Source organism: Amycolatopsis sp. FU40, from assembly GCF_021903635.1.
Lineage (GTDB): Bacteria > Actinomycetota > Actinomycetes > Mycobacteriales > Pseudonocardiaceae > Amycolatopsis > Amycolatopsis dendrobii.
In genome coordinates this window covers 217,861-234,590 of the sequence record NZ_CP091381.1, presented here as the reverse complement: position 1 = coordinate 234,590, position 16,730 = coordinate 217,861, and the positions used below count along the sequence as shown (strand labels likewise).

Here is a 16,730-nt window from a genome sequence, read left to right as displayed (position 1 = left end):
GCGGATCGTATCGTCGGCGAGCCGCTCACGCTGTGATTCGCGCGGTCCAGTCCAGATGATGCCGGTATGCCCATCCTCGCTCGCCGCCGACGTCGTTGCCCGCGCTGGCGGCCACTAGCTTCTCGACGCGGGCGCGGCGCAGCCGGTCGTAGGCCGCGAACGCGGCGGGCGCGTCCGGCAGATCGCGCAGGCACTGGCCGAGGACCACGGCGTCTTCCAGCGCCATCGACGCGCCCTGTCCGGCCGCCGGGGACGCTGCGTGCGCTGCGTCGCCGGCCAGCACCATCGACGGCGTCGACCACACGCGGGTGGTCGGCAGGTCGTAGGAGTGTCCGCCGTGCACGTCGTCGCCGGTCGCGGCCACGATCGCGGCGCACGGCAGCGGGTCGTCCGCGAAGGCGGCGCGGGCGAACTCTCGCCAGCCTTCCGGAGGGACGGCGGCGATCTCGGCCCGCGAGCGTTCGGAGTCGGGGACGCGGGCGAACCAGAACGTCGCGCCGCCGGGGTCGGTGGTGTAGCCGAACGCGGCGCGGCTGCCGCGGAACATCCGGTAGATGCCTTGCGCGGCAGGAAGTCCTTCGGCGCGGGTGTAGCCGTAGACCACAGTGAGGCCGGTGAAGCGCGGCGGCTCGGCCTGCGGATCGATGAGCGTGCGGACCACAGAATGCAGGCCGTCCGCGCCGACGAGCACATCGCCGGACGCGGTGGTGCCGTCCTGGAAAGTCGCGGTGACGCCCTCCGCAGCGGAAACGAGGCGTTTGCCGTGGACGATCTCGACGCCACGGCGTTCCGCTTCCTGTTGCAGCGCACGGTAAAGCGCGGCGCGAGTGAGGGTGCGCGGGCCGTCGAGTTCGCGGTCGAACTCGTGCGCGCCGAGTGTGGTTCCGTCCGGGCCGACGAGTTCCATGCCGGTCGAGGCGAAGGACGCCTCGATCACTGGACGGTCGGCGTCGATCGCGCGCAAGGCGTTCATGCCGTTGTGCATCACGACGAGGAACGCGCCCGCGTCCGCTCCCCCGCTGGGATGCGCCTCGTAGACGACCGGCTCGTGCCCGGCGAGTTGCAAAGCCATCGCCGTGACTGTGCCCGCGACTCCGCCGCCAGCGATCAGAACCCGCATCGTGCCCCCCTGGAAACGACTGTGCCGCCGACACCGTAGCGGGTGGCGGCGGCACAGGCCGGTCGATCTAGGCGCGCTGGGCGACCGCGAGCCGCACGCAGATGGCGAGGGCGCGAACGGCCTCCTCCACCTCGGCCAGCTCGGGGAAGGTCGGTGCGATGCGGATGACCGCGTCGGCCGGGTCGTCGCCGTGCGGGTGGGTGGCCCCGGCGGGGGTCAGCGCGACGCCCGCCTCCTTGGCCAGCCGCACGACCTCCTTCGCGGTGCCCTCGGGCACGGTCAGCGAGATGAAGTACCCGCCGGTCGGCTTGGTCCAGGTCGCCAGGTCGCTCAGCTCCTCGGCGAGGATGCGCTCGACGGCGGCGAACTTGGGCGCGATCAGCTCGGCGTGCTTGCGCATCAGCGCGCGGACGCCGTCGGCGTCCTTCAGGAACATCGCGTGGCGCAGCTGGTTGACCTTGTCCGGGCCGATGGTGCGCTTGCTCAGCACGCTCTGCCACCAGGCGAGGTTCGCCTCGGACGCGCCGAAGAACCCGACGCCCGCCCCGGCGAAGGTGATCTTCGAGGTGGAGCCGAACACGAACGCGCGGTCCGGGTTCCCGGCCTCGGCGCAGAGGGCGAGGATGTCGGCCAGCTCCGGCTCGTCCTCGGTGAGGTGGTGCACCGCGTACGCGTTGTCCCAGATGATCCGGAAGTCCGGCGCGGCGGCGGGCATCGCGGCGAGCCGGCCCGCGACCTCGGCGCTGAAGGTGACGCCGGTCGGGTTGGAGTACTTCGGCACGCACCAGATGCCCTTGACCGCGGCGTCCTCGGCGACGAGGCGCTCGACGACGTCCATGTCCGGGCCGGTCTCGGTCATCGGCACCGGGATCAGCTCGATGCCGAACCGCTCGGCGAGCGCGAAGTGCCGGTCGTAGCCGGGCACCGGGCACAGCATCGCGATCCGGGGCTCGTCGGCCCAGCGGCGCGGCGCGCCCGGCAGGGTGCTGAGCATCGCCTGCGCGATCGTGTCGTGCATCAGCTCCAGGCTCGAGTTGCCCGCGGCGAACAGTTGCTCGACCGGCACCTGCAGCGCGCCGGCGAAAATGCGGCGCAGCTCCGGCAGCCCCTTGAGCCCGCCGTAGTTGCGGGTGTCGGTGCCGTCCTCGGCCTTGTACTGGCCGTTCGGCAGCGTCAGGAGATCCGCGGAGAGGTCGAGCTGCCGGGGCGACGGCTTGCCGCGGGTGATGTCCAGGGACAGTCCGCGCTCGACCAGCGCGGCGTAGTCGCGACGGGCAGTGTCGACATCGACAGGAGCTGTGGTCATACCACCACGCTAAACCGCTCGCGCAAGCCAGTTCGGGTGACCCCCGGCTCTCGTGGGCTAGCGTGGGTCCCGTGCGGTACCTGGTGCATGCCGAGCAACGGCAGTTCTCCTTGCGGGACAAGGACGCCTGGCGTCCCGGCGACGGCGGATGGACCGACGAGGCGGTCTCCGCGCACCGCGTCGCGGTAGAGCCGTCGTCGCTCTCCGTGGCGACCGCGCGCTCCGACTGGGTCGAGGTCGACGTGTCGGTCGGCGCATCCGCGCCGCCGGTGCTGCCGGACGCGTCGCACGTGGTGGAAGCCGATCTCGACGTCCCCGACGGAGAGGCGACGCTGGCCGGTCCCGCCGGTTACGCCCGCCAGGAACACCGGATCGCGGTGCCGCCAGGGCGGTACCGGGTCCGAGTGTCCTATGTGGAGAGCGGCCCGCCGGACGCGGAATGGCACGACCACGAGTTCGGCGAGCATTTCCGGTACGTGCTGGACCTGTGGCCGTCCGCCGGGGCCGCCCCGGTCGCCGTGCTGCGCGAGGGCCCCGGGGTCTGGGACGGCTGATATCCCGTTGGCGGCGCACGGCCGCGGACGGCACACTCGGCGGCATGCAGTGGATCACCACCGAGATCGGCGAAGAGTTCGTCCGCGGCGCACTTGAGCTCGAACGCACGCCGCGGGGCTTGCTGCCGCACCGGCTGACCGCGCGGGCGCGGACGCAGAACACCGACAGCAGGCTCGCGATGGCGGAGACCCAGCCGTCCGGCGTGCGCCTGGCGTTCCGCACCGAGTCGACGGCGATCGAACTGGACAGCCACCGCACGAAGGTCGGCTACGTGGGCGTGCCGCCGCTGCCGGACGGCGGCTACGACCTGGTGCTGAACGGGCGTCCGGGCGGCTCCGCCACGGTGTCGGGCGGCGACGAACTGATCCTCGACATGATGACCGGCGAGGGCGAAACCCGTCCCGGCCCGCCCGGCACGGTCCGGTTCTCCGACCTGCCTTCGGGTGTCAAGGACGTCGAGATCTGGTTGCCGTACAACGAAACCACCCGGCTGGTCGCGTTGCGCACCACTGCCCCGATCTCCCCGCTGCCGCCCGCCCGCCGGGTCTGGCTGCACCACGGCAGCTCGATCAGCCACGGCACCGGCGCGGCAGGCCCGTCCCAGACGTGGCCCGCGCTGGCCGCCGCTGCCGCCGGGGTCGACCTGATCAACCTCGGCTTCAGCGGAAGCGCGCTGCTGGACCCGTTCACCGCGCGGGCCATTCGCGACACTCCCGCCGATCTGATCAGCGTGAAGCTGGGAATCAACGTGGTGAACGCGGACCTGATGCGGCTGCGCGCCTTCGGCCCGGCCGTGCACGGGTTCCTGGACACGATCCGGGAGGGGCATCCGGACGTTCCGCTGGCGGTGGTCTCGCCTTGGCTGTGCCCGATCCACGAGGACACGCCGGGTCCGGGAGCACCGGATTTCAGCACCGGCACGCTCCGCTTCAAGGCGACGGGCGATCCCGCCGCCGTCGCGGAGGGGAAGCTGACGCTGAAGGTGATCCGGGAGGAACTGGCGCGGATCGTCCGGGATCGGAAGGATCCGGCGTTGTCCTACGTGGACGGGCTTTCGCTGTACGGAGAAGGGGATTTCGCCGAGCACCCGCTGCCGGACGCGCTGCACCCGGACGCGGCGACGCACCGGTCGGCCGGGGAACGGTTCGCCAAGCAGGTGTTCGGACCAGGCGGTCCCTTCGCGGGATGAGGAGCGCTGCTAGTTTTCGAGCCATGGCGGACCACACTCTCCGGGCGAAGCTGACCGACTCCGGCAGCGGCGTCCTGCTGTTCGGCATCACCCCGCCTCGCCTCAGCAACACTCCCGAGCGGATCCGGGAGATCACCGCCGCCACGCTGGCGCGGCTGAGCGACCTCGACGTCGACGGCCTCGCCCTCTACGACATCGACGACGAGAGCGACCGCAACCCCGAGGAGCGGCCGTTCCCCTACCTGCCGACCCTCGACCCGGCCAGCTACCACGCGGACTATCTCAGCGGGTGGGACCGTCCGGCGGTCATCTACCGGTGCGTCGGCAAGTACCCCGAGGGCGAGCTGCGCGATTGGCTGCGGACCGCCGACACCGACCGCGTGCTGTCCGTCTTCGTCGGGGCCTCCTCGAAGGGCAAGGAGGTGCACACCCGGCTGTCCGAAGCGCAGGCATTGCGCCGGGAGGTGCGCCCCGACCTGCTGCTCGGCGGCGTCGCGATCACCGAGCGGCCCGACGAGCACCTGCGGCTGATCGCCAAACAGCAGGCCGGCTGCGCGTACTTCATCTCGCAGGTGATCTACAGCGCCGATGCGGCCAAGAGCATGGTCTCCGACTACTTCTACGCTTGCCGCGAGCAGCAGCTCGAACCCAAGCCGGTCCTGTTCACCCTCTCGGTCTGTGGTTCGGCGAAAACGCTGGCGTTCCTCAAGTGGCTCGGCGTCCACGTCCCGCGCTGGCTGGAGAATTCCCTGCGCCACGCGGACGACACGCTGGCCGAGTCCTACGAGCAGTGCCTGGCGAACGCCCGCGAGCTGGCCGCTTTCTGCCGGAAGCTCGGGATGCCGTTCGGGTTCCTCGTGGAGAGCGTGTCGATCCGGAAGGTCGAGATCGAGGCGTCGGTGGCTCTCGCACGTGAAGTGAGCGGGCTGCTCGGCCGGGCGGTTACAGCGGATCCAGCGCGGTGATCTTCCACTGTCCGTCGGTGCGATGCGCGGTCACAGAAAGCTGGCCGACCGAAGACTGAGGCGCTCCGCCGCCGGGCAGGATCGTTTGCTGGTCCAGGAAAAGCAGCAGGCTCGCGTCGTCGCCGTGCAGGGAGCGGACCCCGATCGCGCGCACTGTGGTTGTCCGGACGAGCTTTTCGTTCGCCGCGCGCTGACGGGCCGCAGTGAACTGGGCCTGGTACTGCCCCACGGCCGAGCCGGTCAAGACATCGGCCGCCGCACGAGCGGTGCGGTCCAGGTTCGCGTAGTCGTAGGAAAAAACCGCCTTCACCGCAGCGCTCACCTGATCGGTGACCTGCGACGTCGCCTCGGTGTCGACCATCGCCTCGTCGTCCTCGGGTTGCAGCAGCGACGCCTGCACCCCGAACCACACCGCGCAGGCCAGCGCGACAGCCGCCACGGCCGCGGCAATCGTCCGCCGGTTCACGAGCCCACCGCCTGGACGCCGCCGATCTTCCACGTGTCGCCGTCTTGCGCGAAGTCCACGGCCAAGCGCGCCTGTTTCGCCGAAGGCGCGCCGTCGCCGGTGCTCACGCGGACGTTCAGGACCGCGATCAGCCGCGCGGTTCCTGCCGAAGGGTTCAGTTCGGTGACCGCGGCCTGCACCAGGGAAGCCGTCGACACGGTTTTGGTGCGTTTGGCGCGGTCGATCTGCAACTGCCGGTCGCCGGAGAGGTCTTTGCCGTACTGCCCGGTCGTCGCGGCGATCCAGCGGTCCACGTCGACCGCGCTCGTGCGGTAGTCGATCGTGTTCAGCGTGACCAGTTCCGTGCTCGCGGCGGCCAGCACGGCGTCCCGGGCGCGGCCGCGGGCGAGGCTGTCGTCCTGCGCCGCGCTCCACCATGACCAGCCGAACCACGCGGCGGCCAGCACCGCGACTACGGCCAGCACGGTCAGCACCCGTCCATTCAGGAAGGGCTGCCCCGCAACAACCTCCTCGCTTTCCTCAGCCATCACGAACCGCCCAGCAACGCCCCGAGCCCGCCCTTCAGCGGTGCGGTCAGCTGCCCCAGCAGACCCGGCAGCTGCTGCTGCGAACCCTGGTCCGAAGGCGCGGAAGCCTTGGGCGCGGCCGGAATCGCGGGCGGCTTCCCCGCGTACGGCGCGTTCTGCGCACCGCGCACCTCGGTCGGGCTGCCCGGCGGCTCCGCGCAGTAAGCGTTCATGTTGACCGGCGCTTCGCTCGTGTCATTGGCCGGACGCTGTTTCGTGCCTTCGTACCCCTTCGTGCACGAATGCGGATCGAAGAAGTTGAACACCACGCCCAGATGCCCGGTGCCGTCCGGCGAGGTCGACGGCGAGAACGCCGAGATCACCGGATAAGCCACCAGCAGCTCCTCGATCGCGTCCTTCCGCATCGAGGTGACCTGCGCGGTGGTGAGCGAGTTCGCGAACAGCACCCCGAGGTCGGTCCCGGACGTCGCGAGCACGTCGCTGATCTGGCGGCTCAGCTGCGGAGCCTCGTCGATCACCTTGCGCACAGCCGGATCCGACGACTTCAACTGTCCCGCGATCGTCTTCAGCCCGGACGCGAACGCCGTGATGTTCTGCGCCTGCCGCTCCTGGGTCGCGAAAACGGTGCGCGAATTCGCCAGCAACCCCTGCGTGTCCGGGACGTACTGGGCGGCCGTCGCGGTGAGCGAACTGGTGCTGTCCAGCAGTTTCTGCAGCTGCGGACCGGAACCGGCGAACGCGTCGTACGTCTCGTCCACCACCGTCTTCAGCGATTCCGGATGGACGCTCGCGACCAGGCCGTCGAGATGGGTCAGCACGGAATCCGGCGTCGCGGGCAGCGACGTGCGATCCTGCGCGATGACCGCGCCGTCCTCCAGGTACGGCCCGGATTCGCGGTCCGGCAGCAGGTCCACGAACTGCTCCCCCACCGCCGACCGGTTCGCGACCTGCGCGTGCAGCGCGGACGGGATGTCCGGGCCGCCGGAGTCGATGTCGAGCCGGACGTCGATGCCCTGCGGGGTGAGCGTCATGGCCCCGACCCGGCCGACCGTCACGCCGCGGTAAGCGACCTCGGAGTTCACGAAAACCCCGCCGGAGTCGGGCAGTTTGAGCGTGACGTGGTAGCCGCGGTTGCCGAAGATCCGGTCGAGACCGGCGTAATGCCCGCCCGCGTACGCCACCGAAACGACGGCGATCGCGAAGAACACCAGCAGCTGGATCCGGACTTTGCGCGTGTTCATCAGCCGCCTCCCAGCAGACCGCCGAGCAACCCGCCCAGGCCCGGTTTCGCTCCGCCCGTAGCCGGGGTGTTGGGCAGCGGCAACGGCAACTGCGGCAGCTGCGGCGTCCCTTGCCCGGCGGCAGGCGGCGTGGCCGCGGTCGAGGGCGGCGTCGGCAGCTGGAACGGCGGCTGCGACGAGTTCGTGAAGTTCTGCACCAGCTTGTCGAGATCGAGGTTGATCCGCGCGTCGACGTTCGCGTAGTCGCCCTTGATCACGTTGCCCGCGTAGTCCGGGAACGGGTAGGTCAGCAGGATCCGCAGCGCGTTCGGCAGATCCTTGCCCGCCGCGCTGAGCTGGCGCAGCGTCGGCTCCAGCGCTTTGAGGTTAGCGATGAGCTGGTCCCGGCTGCGGTTCACCGTGTCGACCGCGACGCCGGACAGCTTGTTCAGCGCGTTCAGCATCCCCACCAGCTGGTCGCGCTGGTCGGCGACGATCTTCAGCCCCGGCGCGAGTTTGTCCAGCGCGGTGGCGATGTTCTGCTTCTGCCCGGCGAGCGTCGTGGACAGCTTGTCCAGTCCGTCGATGGCGCGCAGGATCTCGCCCTTGTGCCCGTCGAGCTGGGTAGCGAGTTCGTCCACTCGGGACAGCAGCGCGCGCATCTGCGGTTCGTTGCCCGACAGCGCGTCGTTGAGTTCGCGGCTGATGTTCTGCAACTGGTCGACGCCGCCGCCGTTGAGCAGCAGCGACAACGCGCCCAGCACCTCTTCGATCTCCGGATTGCGGTTCGTGCGCCCGAGCGGGATCTGCGCCCCGTCGGCGAGCTTGCCCGCGGGCTTCTCCGCGGCCGGCGCGCTCAGCTGCACGAACTTCTCGCCGAGCAGGCTGGACTGGCGCAGTTCGGCACGCGCGTTGGCGGGCAGCTGGACGTCGCCGTTCACCGTCATCGACACGAGCGCGGACCGGGTGTCCGGGGTGAGCGCGATCCGGTCGATCCGGCCGACCGCGACGTCGTTCACCTTCACGTTCGCCTGCGGCACCAGGTCGAGCACGTCGGTGAACAACGCGGTGACGTGGTACGGGTGGTCGCCGACGTCCGGGCCGCCGGGCAACGGCGTCGAGTACAGCCCGTTGAACCCGCCGTCGCTGCACCCGGCGAGCACCAGCACCCCGGCGAGCACGCCCGCCAGCCGTTTGCGGAGACGTTTCACTTGGCGCCTCCGGGTTTCTGCGTCAGCACGTCCGACAGCGGCAGCGGCAACGGCGGCAGCTGGCCGTTCTGCAGCGAGTTCAGCGCCTGCGGGATGGACGGCAGCTTCAACGTGCCGTCGAGCACTGGCGCGAGCTTCTTGCAGATGTTGCCGAGCGTGTCCGGAAGCGGTTTCGGCGTGCCCGCGCTGATCAATCGGCAGATCGTGAGGATCGGCGGATTGGTGATCTCGTTCAGGTTGTCCCGCACCGCGATCGTGCCGGACGCCGCGTCGTAGGTGTTGATGAAGTTCGTCGCCCCGGTCGGCGCGATGTCGAGCACCTCGGCGAGCGCGGCCCGCTGGTCCACCAGCACCTTGGTCAGCGACGCCAGTTTGGCCACATTGGACGAAAGCCCGTTCTTGTTGTCCGCCACGAACTGTTTCACGTCCTGCAGCGACGTCGACAGCGAATCGAGCGCGGCCCCGACGTCGTGCGAATCGTCGGCGAGGAAGCCGCTGACGTCCGCGAGCCGCTGGTAGAACTCGTTCAGCTGACTGTCGCTTTGGGACAGTGCGGAGGTGAAGGAGTTCAGGTTCTTCACCGTGGAGAACAGGTCGTCCTTCGAATCGTCGAGCGTGCCCGCCAGTTCGGCGAGCCTGCTGACGGTCGAGTTCAGGTCCTTGCCGTTGCCCTTGAGGTTGGCCGCGGCGGTGTCCAGCAGATCGGAGAACGCGCCGTTTTTGTTGGCTCCGTTGGGTCCGAGCGCGGTGGACAGCTTGTCGAGGCTCGCGTAGAGGTCGTCCAGTTCGACGGGCGTCGCGGTCTTGTCGCGCGGCAGCACGGTTCCGCTCGCGAGCGTCGGGCCGCTGTCGTAGGCCGGGGTCAGCTGGACGTACCGGTCGCTCACCAGGCTCGGCGACACGACGACCGCGCCGACGTCCTTCGGGACCGGGACGTCGTCGTTCACCTTCATGTCCACGCGCACCGCCTGGCCTTGCGGCGTCACCGCGGTGACCTCGCCGACCGCCACGCCCAGCACTCGCACCGACGAACCGGCGTACAGGCCGACGGTTTTGCCGAAGTAGGCCGAGATTTTGGTGCCGCCCGTATCGCGCAGCACGAGGTAAATGCCCGCCGTGAGCAAAAGCGCTGCCACACAAGCAAAGCCAAGCCAGGTGACCAGATTCCGTCCGGCACGAGTTTCGACGGTCATGACGCCTCCGCGGGAAAAATTACGTCGGCGGCAGTCATCGTCCACCCACCCCCTGGTCCGGCGCGGAGATCGGCGGCGTGCAGCCCTCCGGGTTGATCGACAGCCCGCCCGCCGTGATCGTCGGCGGCAGCAGACCGCACAGATACCCCTCGAACCAGCGCCCGTTGCCGGTCGCGTTCGCGCCGACCCGGGCGAACGGGGCCATCAGCTGCAAGCTCCGGTCGAGGTTGCCCTGGTTGCGCTGCAACACGTCGGTCACCTTCCCGAGCGCGGCGAGCGTCGGCCCGATCTGCGTGCGGTTGTCCGCGACCAGCCCGGACAGCTGCTTCGAAATCTCCTGCGTGCCCTTCAGCAACGTGCTGATCTGTTCGCGGCGCTGATGCAGTTCGGTCAGCAGCAGGTTGCCGTCGCCGATCAACTGCTGCAGCTGCGCGTTCCGGTCGGACAGCGTCTTCGAGATCTTGCTCGTGTTGGACAGCAGCGTGTGCAGGTCGGCGTCGCGCGAGGACACCGTCTTCGACAACGCCGACAGCCCGGACAGCGTGTCCTTCAGGTACTTCGGACTGTCCTTGAGGGAATCCGACAGCGCGGTGAAACTCTGCGCGAGCTGCTGCGTGTCGATGTCGCCGACCGTGGTGGACAGCTGGTTGAACGCGTCCTGCAACTGGAACGGCGTCCGCGTGCGCTGCACCGGAATCGTGTCGCCGGGCGTCTGCGTGCCGCCGCCTTTCGTGTCCAGCGCGAGGTACTTCTCCCCCAGCAGCGTCTTGATCTCGATCGACGCCGTGGACGCGTCGCCGACCCGGACGCCCTTCACCCGGAACTTCACGAGCACCTGCTTGTGCCCCAGTTCCACCGACGTCACCTGCCCGACCTTGACGCCGGCCACCTGGACCTCGTTGTCCGGCGCGAGCCCGGCGGACTCGGCGAACGCCGCGGTGTAGGTGGTGCCGTTGCCGAACATCGGGATGCTGTCGGAAAAGTACGTCACCGCGGTCACCAGCACGATGAGCACGAGCGTCACCGCGCCGACGCTCGCCTGGTTCCGGTCCTTCAGTCGTTTCACGGGCCACACCTCGGCGCGCGTTCGGTGCCGGGGATCGGCACGATCGGCAGCGTCACGTCCAGCGAGGAAATGCCGATGGTGCCTTCGATCCCGCACAGGTAGTAGTTGAACCAGCTGCCGTAGCTCAGGGTCCGGGTGAACTTCTCCAGGTTGCCCGGCAGCACTTGCAGCAGATGCTCGATGAGCGGCTGCGAATCGTTGAGGTTGTTCGCCAGCTTCCCGAGCTGGGTCACGTCCTGCTGCACCGCGGGACGGGCGTCGGCGAGCAGACCCGCGGTCGCGTTGGTCAGATCGCCGAGCGCGCCCACCGCGTCGCCGATCGGCTTGCGCTGCTCGGCGAGGCCGCTCACCAGCCGCTGCGTCTGGTCGACGAGGTCGCCCAGCTGCGGGCCGCGCGCGTTGACCGTGCTGAGCACCTGGTTGAGATTGTCGATGACCTGCCCGATCACCTTGTCTTTGCCCGCGATCGACGTCGTGATCGACGCGGTGTGCGAGAGCAGGCTGGTGATCGTGCCGCCCTCGCCCTGGAACACCTGCACGATCTCGGCGGAGAGCTGGTTGACCTCCTTCGGGTCCAGCGCCTTGAACAGCGGTTTGAACCCGTTGAACAGCACGGTCAGGTTCAGCGCCGGTTTCGTGCGCTCCGGCGGGATGGTGTCGCCGGGAGACAGCGTGTCGCCGCCGCTGACATCGGTGCCGAGCGAGAGGTAGCGCTGGCCGACGAGGTTGCGGTACTTGATCGTCGCGGTGGCGAGCGAGGGCAGCTTGTACGCCGATTCGACGAGGAACCGCACCTCGGCGTAGTTCTGCTCGCCCTGGTCGACGCCGATCGTCTCGACCTGGCCGACCTTCACGCCGGAGATCCGCACGTCGTCGCCGGCCTGCAGCCCGGACGCGTCGGTGAACTTCGCGACGTAGGACGCGGTGTTGCCGAAGTTCGTGTTCGCGATCGTGGTGGCGAGGACGCCGGTGAGCAGCACCGTGACCACGGCGAAGATGCCGATCTTGATCAGCGCGGGAACGAACGACCTCATTTCAGCTCCACCTCCGCCCCCCGGTACAGCGGCCCGACCAGCAGCGACGACCAGCCCGGCACGTTGTCCGGCGTGGTGTTCAGCGTCGGCGAGGCGAGCAGGTCGAGCAGTTTCTGCTCGTCGGCCGACCCGGCGATGCTCGGCGCGCCGCCGGTCGACCCGGACCCGCCGGGCAGCGGGCCGTTCGTGAAATCGCCGGGCAGCGTGCCGTCCGGATCGTGCGGCGGAGCGGGCTTGGTCGCCCCGTCCTTCACCGCGCCGTCCGGCGGGTACTGCGGCCAGCGCCCGGGTTTCGGCACCTGCGGATAGCAGCGCGGGCCGCGTTTGTCGTCGTACTTCGGCTCGTCGACGCCGGGCAGGTACTTGCCGCGGCTCGCCGAGAACTCGATCGTCACGCGGCTGACCTCCGGATGCGCGGTGCCCTTGCCGAACGCCAGCTCCGCGTTCGGCACCGTCCCGGCCAGCTGCTTGAGCAGGCACGGGTATTCCGGCGCGTACTTCGCGAGCACGTCGAGCGTGGGCTGCACGGCGGTGGTGAGGCGGATGATGTTGTCCTTGTTGACTTCCAGGAAGCGCGTCAGGTCGGTGGCGGTGCCGGTGACCGAGGAGTACAGATCGGTCAGGCCGCGCTGTTTCTCCACAATGGTCTGCGTGGTCGTGGTGAGGTCCGACAGCGCCTGCAACGCGTCCGGCGCGGCCTTGTCGTAGATGCCGGACACGTTGGCCAGCCCGGTGATGTCCGCCTTGAGATCGGGCAGCGACGGGTTGAGCTTGCCGAGGTAGTCCGAAAGCCGGGTCAGCGTCTCGCCGAGCTTCTTGCCGCGTCCGTCGAGCGCGGTGGACACGGCATTGAGCGTGCTGGACAGCTTTTCCGGCTGCACCGCCCGCAACAGCGGCATGACGTGGTTGAGCACCTGCTCCAGTTCGATCGCGGTGCTGCTGCGGTCCTGCGGGATCACGTCGCCCGCCTTGATCGGCCGCTGCGCCCGCTCGGGCAGCTGGAGCGCGACGTACCGTTCGCCGAACAGGGTCTTCGGCAGCAGCCGCGCCGAAACATTCGACGGGATCACGTCGGTCTTGTCCGGCTGCAGCGCCAGTTCCAGCTCCGCGTGGTCGCCGACCGGCCGCACGTCGCGGATCTCGCCGACGAGCATGCCGCGCACCTTCACGTCCCCGCCGACGCGCAGCTGGCTGCCGACGTGGTCGGTCTCCAGCTTCACCAGCGTCACCGGCGTGAACGCCTTGCGGTACGCGGCGATCGTCGTGGTGAAGAACAACGCCGCCACGACCAGGAACACCAGCCCCAGCAGCTGGTACTGGAGCCGTTTGCGCAACTCTCGACGGGTACTCATCCGGATATCCGCACTGTCGTGTTCGCGCCCCAGATCGCGAGGCTCAGGAAGAAGTCCAGCACCGAGATCAGCACGATCGACGTGCGGACCGCGCGGCCCACCGCGATGCCCACCCCGGCCGGCCCGCCGGACGCGGTATAGCCGTAGTAGCAATGGGAAAGGATCACCAGCACGCTGAACACGATCACCTTGGCGAACGACCACAGCACGTCTTCGGGCGGGAGGAACAGCGTGAAGTAATGGTCGTACGTGCCCGCGGACTGGCCGTAGAGCCAGATGGTGATCTGCCGCGACGCGAGATACGAGGACAGCAGGCCCACCGCGTACAGCGGGATCACCGCGGTCACCCCGGCGAGCACGCGCGTGGTGACCAGGTAGGGCATGCTCGGCACGGCCATCACTTCGAGCGCGTCGATCTCCTCGGAGATCCGCATCGCGCCGAGCTGCGCGGTGAACCCGCAGCCGACGGTCGCCGACAGCGCGAGCCCGGCCGAGAGCGGAGCGACCTCGCGGGTGTTGAAGTAGGCGGAAATGAACCCGGTGAGCGCGGCCGTGCCGAGCTGGTTCAGCGCCGAATACCCCTGCAAGCCCACGATGAGGCCGGTGAACAGGGTCATGCCGATCATCACGCCGAGCGTCCCGCCGATCACCGCGAGGCCGCCGGTGCCGAAGCAGACCTCGGTGAGCAGCCGCGTGGTTTCGCGGCCGTAGCGGCGGATCGTGCGCGGCGACCAGGCGAGCGCCCGGCCGTAGAAGGACAACTGCTTCCCGAGTCCTTCGAGGCTCGCGCCGGGGCGCGCGATGATCTCGAGCGTCCGGTCGGACGCGCGCGTCTGCTCGATCGGTTCGGCCGTCATGTCACAACGCCTTCGGGGGCACGACTTTGAGGTACACGGCGGTCAGCACGACGTTGATCAGGAACAGCAGCAGGAAGGTGATCACCACCGCCTGGTTCACCGCGTCGCCGACGCCCTTCGGCCCGCCCGCCGGGTTCAGCCCGCGGAACGCGGCGACCACGCCCGCGACGAAGCCGTACAGGAACGCCTTGATCTCGCTGATCCAGAGGTCCGGCACCTGCGCGAGGGCGTTGAAGCTGGCCAGGTACGCGCCGGGCGTGCCGCCTTGCAGGACCACGTTGAAGAAGTAGCCGCCGAGCACGCCGACCACGCTGACCAGGCCGTTGAGCAGCACCGACACCACGATCGCGGCGAGCACCCTCGGCACCACGATGCGCTGCACCGGGTTGACGCCGAGGACTTCCATCGCGTCGATCTCTTCCCGGATCTTGCGCGCGCCGATATCGGCACAGACCGCGCTTCCCCCGGCCCCGGCCACCAGCAGCGCCGTGATCAGCGGGCTCGCCTGCTGCACGATGGCGAGCGCGCTGGCCGCGCCGGTGAAGGACTGCGCGCCGATCTGCGTGGTCAGCGATCCGAGCTGCAGGGCGATGACCGCGCCGAACGGGATCGCGACCAGAGCCGTCGGAAGAATGGTCACGCTCGCGAAGAACCAGCACTGCTGGATCCATTCGCGGAACTGGAACGGGCGCTTGAAGATCGCCCGCAGGACCTCCCAGGACAGCGTGGCGAGCCTGCCGACCTGGGTCAGCGCCGCGGTGCCCGGGAGAGTGACCGAGCCGCTTCCGCCCACCGCACCTCCCAGTAGTCACCCCCGAGTCTTGCCCATCCCCGCCCGCCGATTTCGGTTAGCGGTGTTCACTCCCGTCCCTTCGGCCCCCAGCGGTCACCCTAGGCGCAGCAGCACCGTTCGCGGTCACAATTTCAGCGCGTGCGTCGCGGTGGCTCCGCCGTCCGCGACGAACTCGCTGCCGGTGCAGTACGAACTCTCGTCGCTGCCGAGGAACACCAGCAGCGGCGCGATCTCGTCGGCGCGGCCCACCCGGCCGAGCGCGACCTTCTTGCCCACCCAGGACACGTCCACGTCCGCGCCCGCCGCGTCGGAAACCATCTTCGTGTCGATCATGCCCGGATGCACCGAATTGACCCGGATCCCGCGCGCGCCCAGCTCCAGCGCGGCGACCTTGGTCATCCCGCGGATCGCGAACTTGGTCGCGGTGTAGGCGACGAGGAACGGCATCCCGGCCAGACCCTCCACAGAGGACACGTTGACGATGGAGCCGCCGCCGGCCCCGGCCATCGGTTCAACGACCGAGCGCATGCCGAGAAACGCCCCGATCTGGTTGATCCGCACGACGCGTTCGTATTCGGCGAGCGGCGTCTTCGCGAGTTCCGAAAAGTACAGCACCCCGGCGTTGTTGACCAGCACCGTCGGCGGCCCGAATTCGGCCGCCGTGGTCTCGACCGCGGCGGTCCAGCCGTCCTCGTCGCTCACGTCGAGGTGGCAGAACACCGCGGCTTCGCCGAGTTCCGCGGCGAGCGCTTTGCCTTCGTCGTCGAGAACGTCGGCGATCACCACTTTCGCGCCTTGCGCGACGAACGCGCGCGCAGCGGCCGCGCCCTGTCCGCGCGCTGCTCCGGTGATCAGGGCGACTTTGCCGGCCAACCGGTCCTCGGTCATGCGTCCTCCGGGTTCAGGGCAGCGAAAGCAGATCGGTCGCGGCGAACATCCGCTCCGGGTCTCGATCAGCGAAGTGCGCGCCGACGGTCGCGGCGAGTTCGCCGGTGGTCCAGGCGCCGTTCGCGGTGTCGAACCGCTCCTCCACCGACGGCGGCTTCAGCAACGCGACCATGCCGCCGTGGACGACGAAAACCTGACCGTTGACGGCGTCCGCGTCCGGCGACGCGAGGAATGCGACAAACGGAGCAACGTGCTCTACCGACAACGGATCGAGTCCGTCCTTGGGCGCTTCGCCGAAGACATCCGCGGTCATCGCGGTGCGGGCGCGCGGGCAGATCGTGTTGGCGCGCACGCCGTACTTCGCCAGCCCGCGCGCCGCGGACATGGTGAGCGCCGCGATGCCCGCTTTCGCCGCCGAGTAGTTGGGCTGCCCCGGCGAACCGACCAGGAACGCCTCCGAAGCGGTGTTCACCAACCGGCCGTACACCGGCTGTCCCTCCATTTTGGAGCGATCGCGCCAGTACGCGGCGGCGTTGCGGGACAGCAGGAAATGCCCGCGCAGGTGCACCGCGATGACCTTGTCCCAGTCCTCGTCGGACATGGAGAACAGCATCCGGTCGCGGAGCACGCCCGCGTTGTTCACGACGATGTCGAGGCTGCCGAAATGGTCGACCGCGGCCGACAGCAGTTCCTTCGCGGTCTCGGCCGCCGAGACGTCCCCGGCGACCGCGAGCGCTTTGCCGCCGCGCTGTTCGATCTCGGCCACGACGTCTTTCGCCTCGCCGATGTCGTTGACCACGACGGACGCGCCTTCGCGGGCCAGCGCGAGCGCTTCGGCCCGGCCCAGCCCGGCTCCGGCCCCGGTGACGACAGCGACTTTGCCCTCGAGCGTCATCGAACCGCCCCAGCCTGGCCGTTCGTCTTCCCTACGGACGGTTCCACCCGCGAGCCTCCTCGTCGAAGCCTGCCTGACGCAGCACAGACTAGA

The 16,730-nt window shown here is 69.2% G+C and carries 17 protein-coding genes; 3 read left to right on the top strand and 14 right to left on the bottom strand.

The annotated features are described in order from the left end of the window. Positions 1-25 precede the first annotated feature (25 nt). Both L3Q65_RS02315 and L3Q65_RS02310 read right to left on the bottom strand, forming a co-directional pair. Positions 26-1,120: an FAD-dependent monooxygenase gene (locus L3Q65_RS02315; protein WP_182890776.1), complete on the bottom strand. Its 1,095-nt coding sequence runs from the start codon at positions 1,118-1,120 to the stop codon at positions 26-28. 67 nt (positions 1,121-1,187) lie between these two features. After that, complete coding sequence (locus L3Q65_RS02310; RefSeq protein ID WP_237598687.1) at positions 1,188-2,426, bottom strand: aminotransferase class I/II-fold pyridoxal phosphate-dependent enzyme; 1,239 nt, start codon at positions 2,424-2,426, stop codon at positions 1,188-1,190. A 71-nt stretch (positions 2,427-2,497) separates the two neighbouring features. On the opposite strand from L3Q65_RS02310, the gene L3Q65_RS02305 reads away from it, so the two are divergent. The 3 genes from L3Q65_RS02305 to L3Q65_RS02295 are packed head-to-tail and all read left to right on the top strand — an operon-like array spanning position 2,498 to position 5,135. After that, positions 2,498-2,980 (top strand): hypothetical protein, encoded by a 483-nt coding sequence (locus L3Q65_RS02305; protein ID WP_237598686.1) that lies wholly within the window; start codon positions 2,498-2,500, stop codon positions 2,978-2,980. Between the two features lie 44 nt (positions 2,981-3,024). Further along, positions 3,025-4,170: a GDSL-type esterase/lipase family protein gene (locus tag L3Q65_RS02300; protein WP_237598685.1), complete on the top strand. Its 1,146-nt coding sequence runs from the start codon at positions 3,025-3,027 to the stop codon at positions 4,168-4,170. Positions 4,171-4,193: 23 nt separating this feature from the next. Further along, entirely contained in the window at positions 4,194-5,135 is a 942-nt protein-coding gene (locus L3Q65_RS02295; protein WP_237598684.1) for a methylenetetrahydrofolate reductase, read from the top strand. Here L3Q65_RS02295 and L3Q65_RS02290 read toward each other — a convergent pair. From L3Q65_RS02290 to L3Q65_RS02235, 12 genes are all read right to left on the bottom strand, one after another. Beyond that, on the bottom strand, positions 5,113-5,601 hold the full coding sequence (locus tag L3Q65_RS02290) for a hypothetical protein (protein ID WP_237598683.1): 489 nt from the start codon (positions 5,599-5,601) through the stop codon (positions 5,113-5,115). The genes L3Q65_RS02295 and L3Q65_RS02290 overlap by 23 nt on opposite strands. Continuing rightward, entirely contained in the window at positions 5,598-6,128 is a 531-nt protein-coding gene (locus tag L3Q65_RS02285; protein ID WP_370648168.1) for a hypothetical protein, read from the bottom strand. The genes L3Q65_RS02290 and L3Q65_RS02285 overlap by 4 nt, the downstream gene beginning before the upstream one ends. Further along, complete coding sequence (locus L3Q65_RS02280) at positions 6,128-7,369, bottom strand: MCE family protein (RefSeq protein ID WP_182890781.1); 1,242 nt, start codon at positions 7,367-7,369, stop codon at positions 6,128-6,130. The genes L3Q65_RS02285 and L3Q65_RS02280 overlap by 1 nt, the downstream gene beginning before the upstream one ends. Beyond that, on the bottom strand, positions 7,369-8,559 hold the full coding sequence (locus tag L3Q65_RS02275; protein WP_237598682.1) for an MCE family protein: 1,191 nt from the start codon (positions 8,557-8,559) through the stop codon (positions 7,369-7,371). The genes L3Q65_RS02280 and L3Q65_RS02275 overlap by 1 nt, the downstream gene beginning before the upstream one ends. Then, positions 8,556-9,752 (bottom strand): MCE family protein, encoded by a 1,197-nt coding sequence (locus L3Q65_RS02270; RefSeq protein ID WP_182890783.1) that lies wholly within the window; start codon positions 9,750-9,752, stop codon positions 8,556-8,558. Before L3Q65_RS02270 ends, L3Q65_RS02275 begins: the two co-directional genes overlap by 4 nt. 34 nt (positions 9,753-9,786) lie before the next feature. Then, positions 9,787-10,818, bottom strand: coding sequence for an MlaD family protein (locus L3Q65_RS02265; protein WP_237598681.1), 1,032 nt, complete (start codon positions 10,816-10,818; stop codon positions 9,787-9,789). Beyond that, on the bottom strand, positions 10,815-11,852 hold the full coding sequence (locus L3Q65_RS02260) for an MCE family protein (RefSeq protein WP_182890785.1): 1,038 nt from the start codon (positions 11,850-11,852) through the stop codon (positions 10,815-10,817). The genes L3Q65_RS02265 and L3Q65_RS02260 overlap by 4 nt, the downstream gene beginning before the upstream one ends. Next, positions 11,849-13,204: an MCE family protein gene (locus L3Q65_RS02255; protein WP_237598680.1), complete on the bottom strand. Its 1,356-nt coding sequence runs from the start codon at positions 13,202-13,204 to the stop codon at positions 11,849-11,851. Before L3Q65_RS02255 ends, L3Q65_RS02260 begins: the two co-directional genes overlap by 4 nt. Continuing rightward, the gene (locus L3Q65_RS02250) at positions 13,201-14,061 is read right to left on the bottom strand and encodes an ABC transporter permease (protein ID WP_009075203.1); all 861 of its coding nucleotides are present in this window, start codon (positions 14,059-14,061) and stop codon (positions 13,201-13,203) included. The genes L3Q65_RS02255 and L3Q65_RS02250 overlap by 4 nt, the downstream gene beginning before the upstream one ends. A gap of 1 nt (position 14,062) precedes the next feature. Then, entirely contained in the window at positions 14,063-14,854 is a 792-nt protein-coding gene (locus L3Q65_RS02245; RefSeq protein WP_037353718.1) for an ABC transporter permease, read from the bottom strand. A 123-nt stretch (positions 14,855-14,977) separates the two neighbouring features. After that, the gene (locus L3Q65_RS02240) at positions 14,978-15,742 is read right to left on the bottom strand and encodes a glucose 1-dehydrogenase (RefSeq protein WP_237598679.1); all 765 of its coding nucleotides are present in this window, start codon (positions 15,740-15,742) and stop codon (positions 14,978-14,980) included. 13 nt (positions 15,743-15,755) lie between these two features. Beyond that, positions 15,756-16,637, bottom strand: coding sequence for a 3-oxoacyl-ACP reductase (locus tag L3Q65_RS02235; protein ID WP_182890788.1), 882 nt, complete (start codon positions 16,635-16,637; stop codon positions 15,756-15,758). Positions 16,638-16,730 lie beyond the last annotated feature (93 nt).

Bases quoted from the DNA above. Each gene is read 5' to 3' on its own strand.
- L3Q65_RS02315 (WP_182890776.1), bottom strand. From the start codon at position 1,120: ATGCGGGTTCTGATCGCTGGCGGCGGAGTCGCGGGCACAGTCACGGCG.
- L3Q65_RS02310 (WP_237598687.1), bottom strand. From the start codon at position 2,426: ATGACCACAGCTCCTGTCGATGTCGACACTGCCCGTCGCGACTACGCC.
- L3Q65_RS02300 (WP_237598685.1), top strand. From the start codon at position 3,025: ATGCAGTGGATCACCACCGAGATCGGCGAAGAGTTCGTCCGCGGCGCA.
- L3Q65_RS02295 (WP_237598684.1), top strand. From the start codon at position 4,194: ATGGCGGACCACACTCTCCGGGCGAAGCTGACCGACTCCGGCAGCGGC.
- L3Q65_RS02285 (WP_370648168.1), bottom strand. From the start codon at position 6,128: ATGGCTGAGGAAAGCGAGGAGGTTGTTGCGGGGCAGCCCTTCCTGAAT.
- L3Q65_RS02280 (WP_182890781.1), bottom strand. From the start codon at position 7,369: ATGAACACGCGCAAAGTCCGGATCCAGCTGCTGGTGTTCTTCGCGATC.
- L3Q65_RS02270 (WP_182890783.1), bottom strand. From the start codon at position 9,752: ATGACCGTCGAAACTCGTGCCGGACGGAATCTGGTCACCTGGCTTGGC.
- L3Q65_RS02260 (WP_182890785.1), bottom strand. From the start codon at position 11,852: ATGAGGTCGTTCGTTCCCGCGCTGATCAAGATCGGCATCTTCGCCGTG.
- L3Q65_RS02255 (WP_237598680.1), bottom strand. From the start codon at position 13,204: ATGAGTACCCGTCGAGAGTTGCGCAAACGGCTCCAGTACCAGCTGCTG.
- L3Q65_RS02250 (WP_009075203.1), bottom strand. From the start codon at position 14,061: ATGACGGCCGAACCGATCGAGCAGACGCGCGCGTCCGACCGGACGCTC.
- L3Q65_RS02240 (WP_237598679.1), bottom strand. From the start codon at position 15,742: ATGACCGAGGACCGGTTGGCCGGCAAAGTCGCCCTGATCACCGGAGCA.
- L3Q65_RS02235 (WP_182890788.1), bottom strand. From the start codon at position 16,637: ATGACGCTCGAGGGCAAAGTCGCTGTCGTCACCGGGGCCGGAGCCGGG.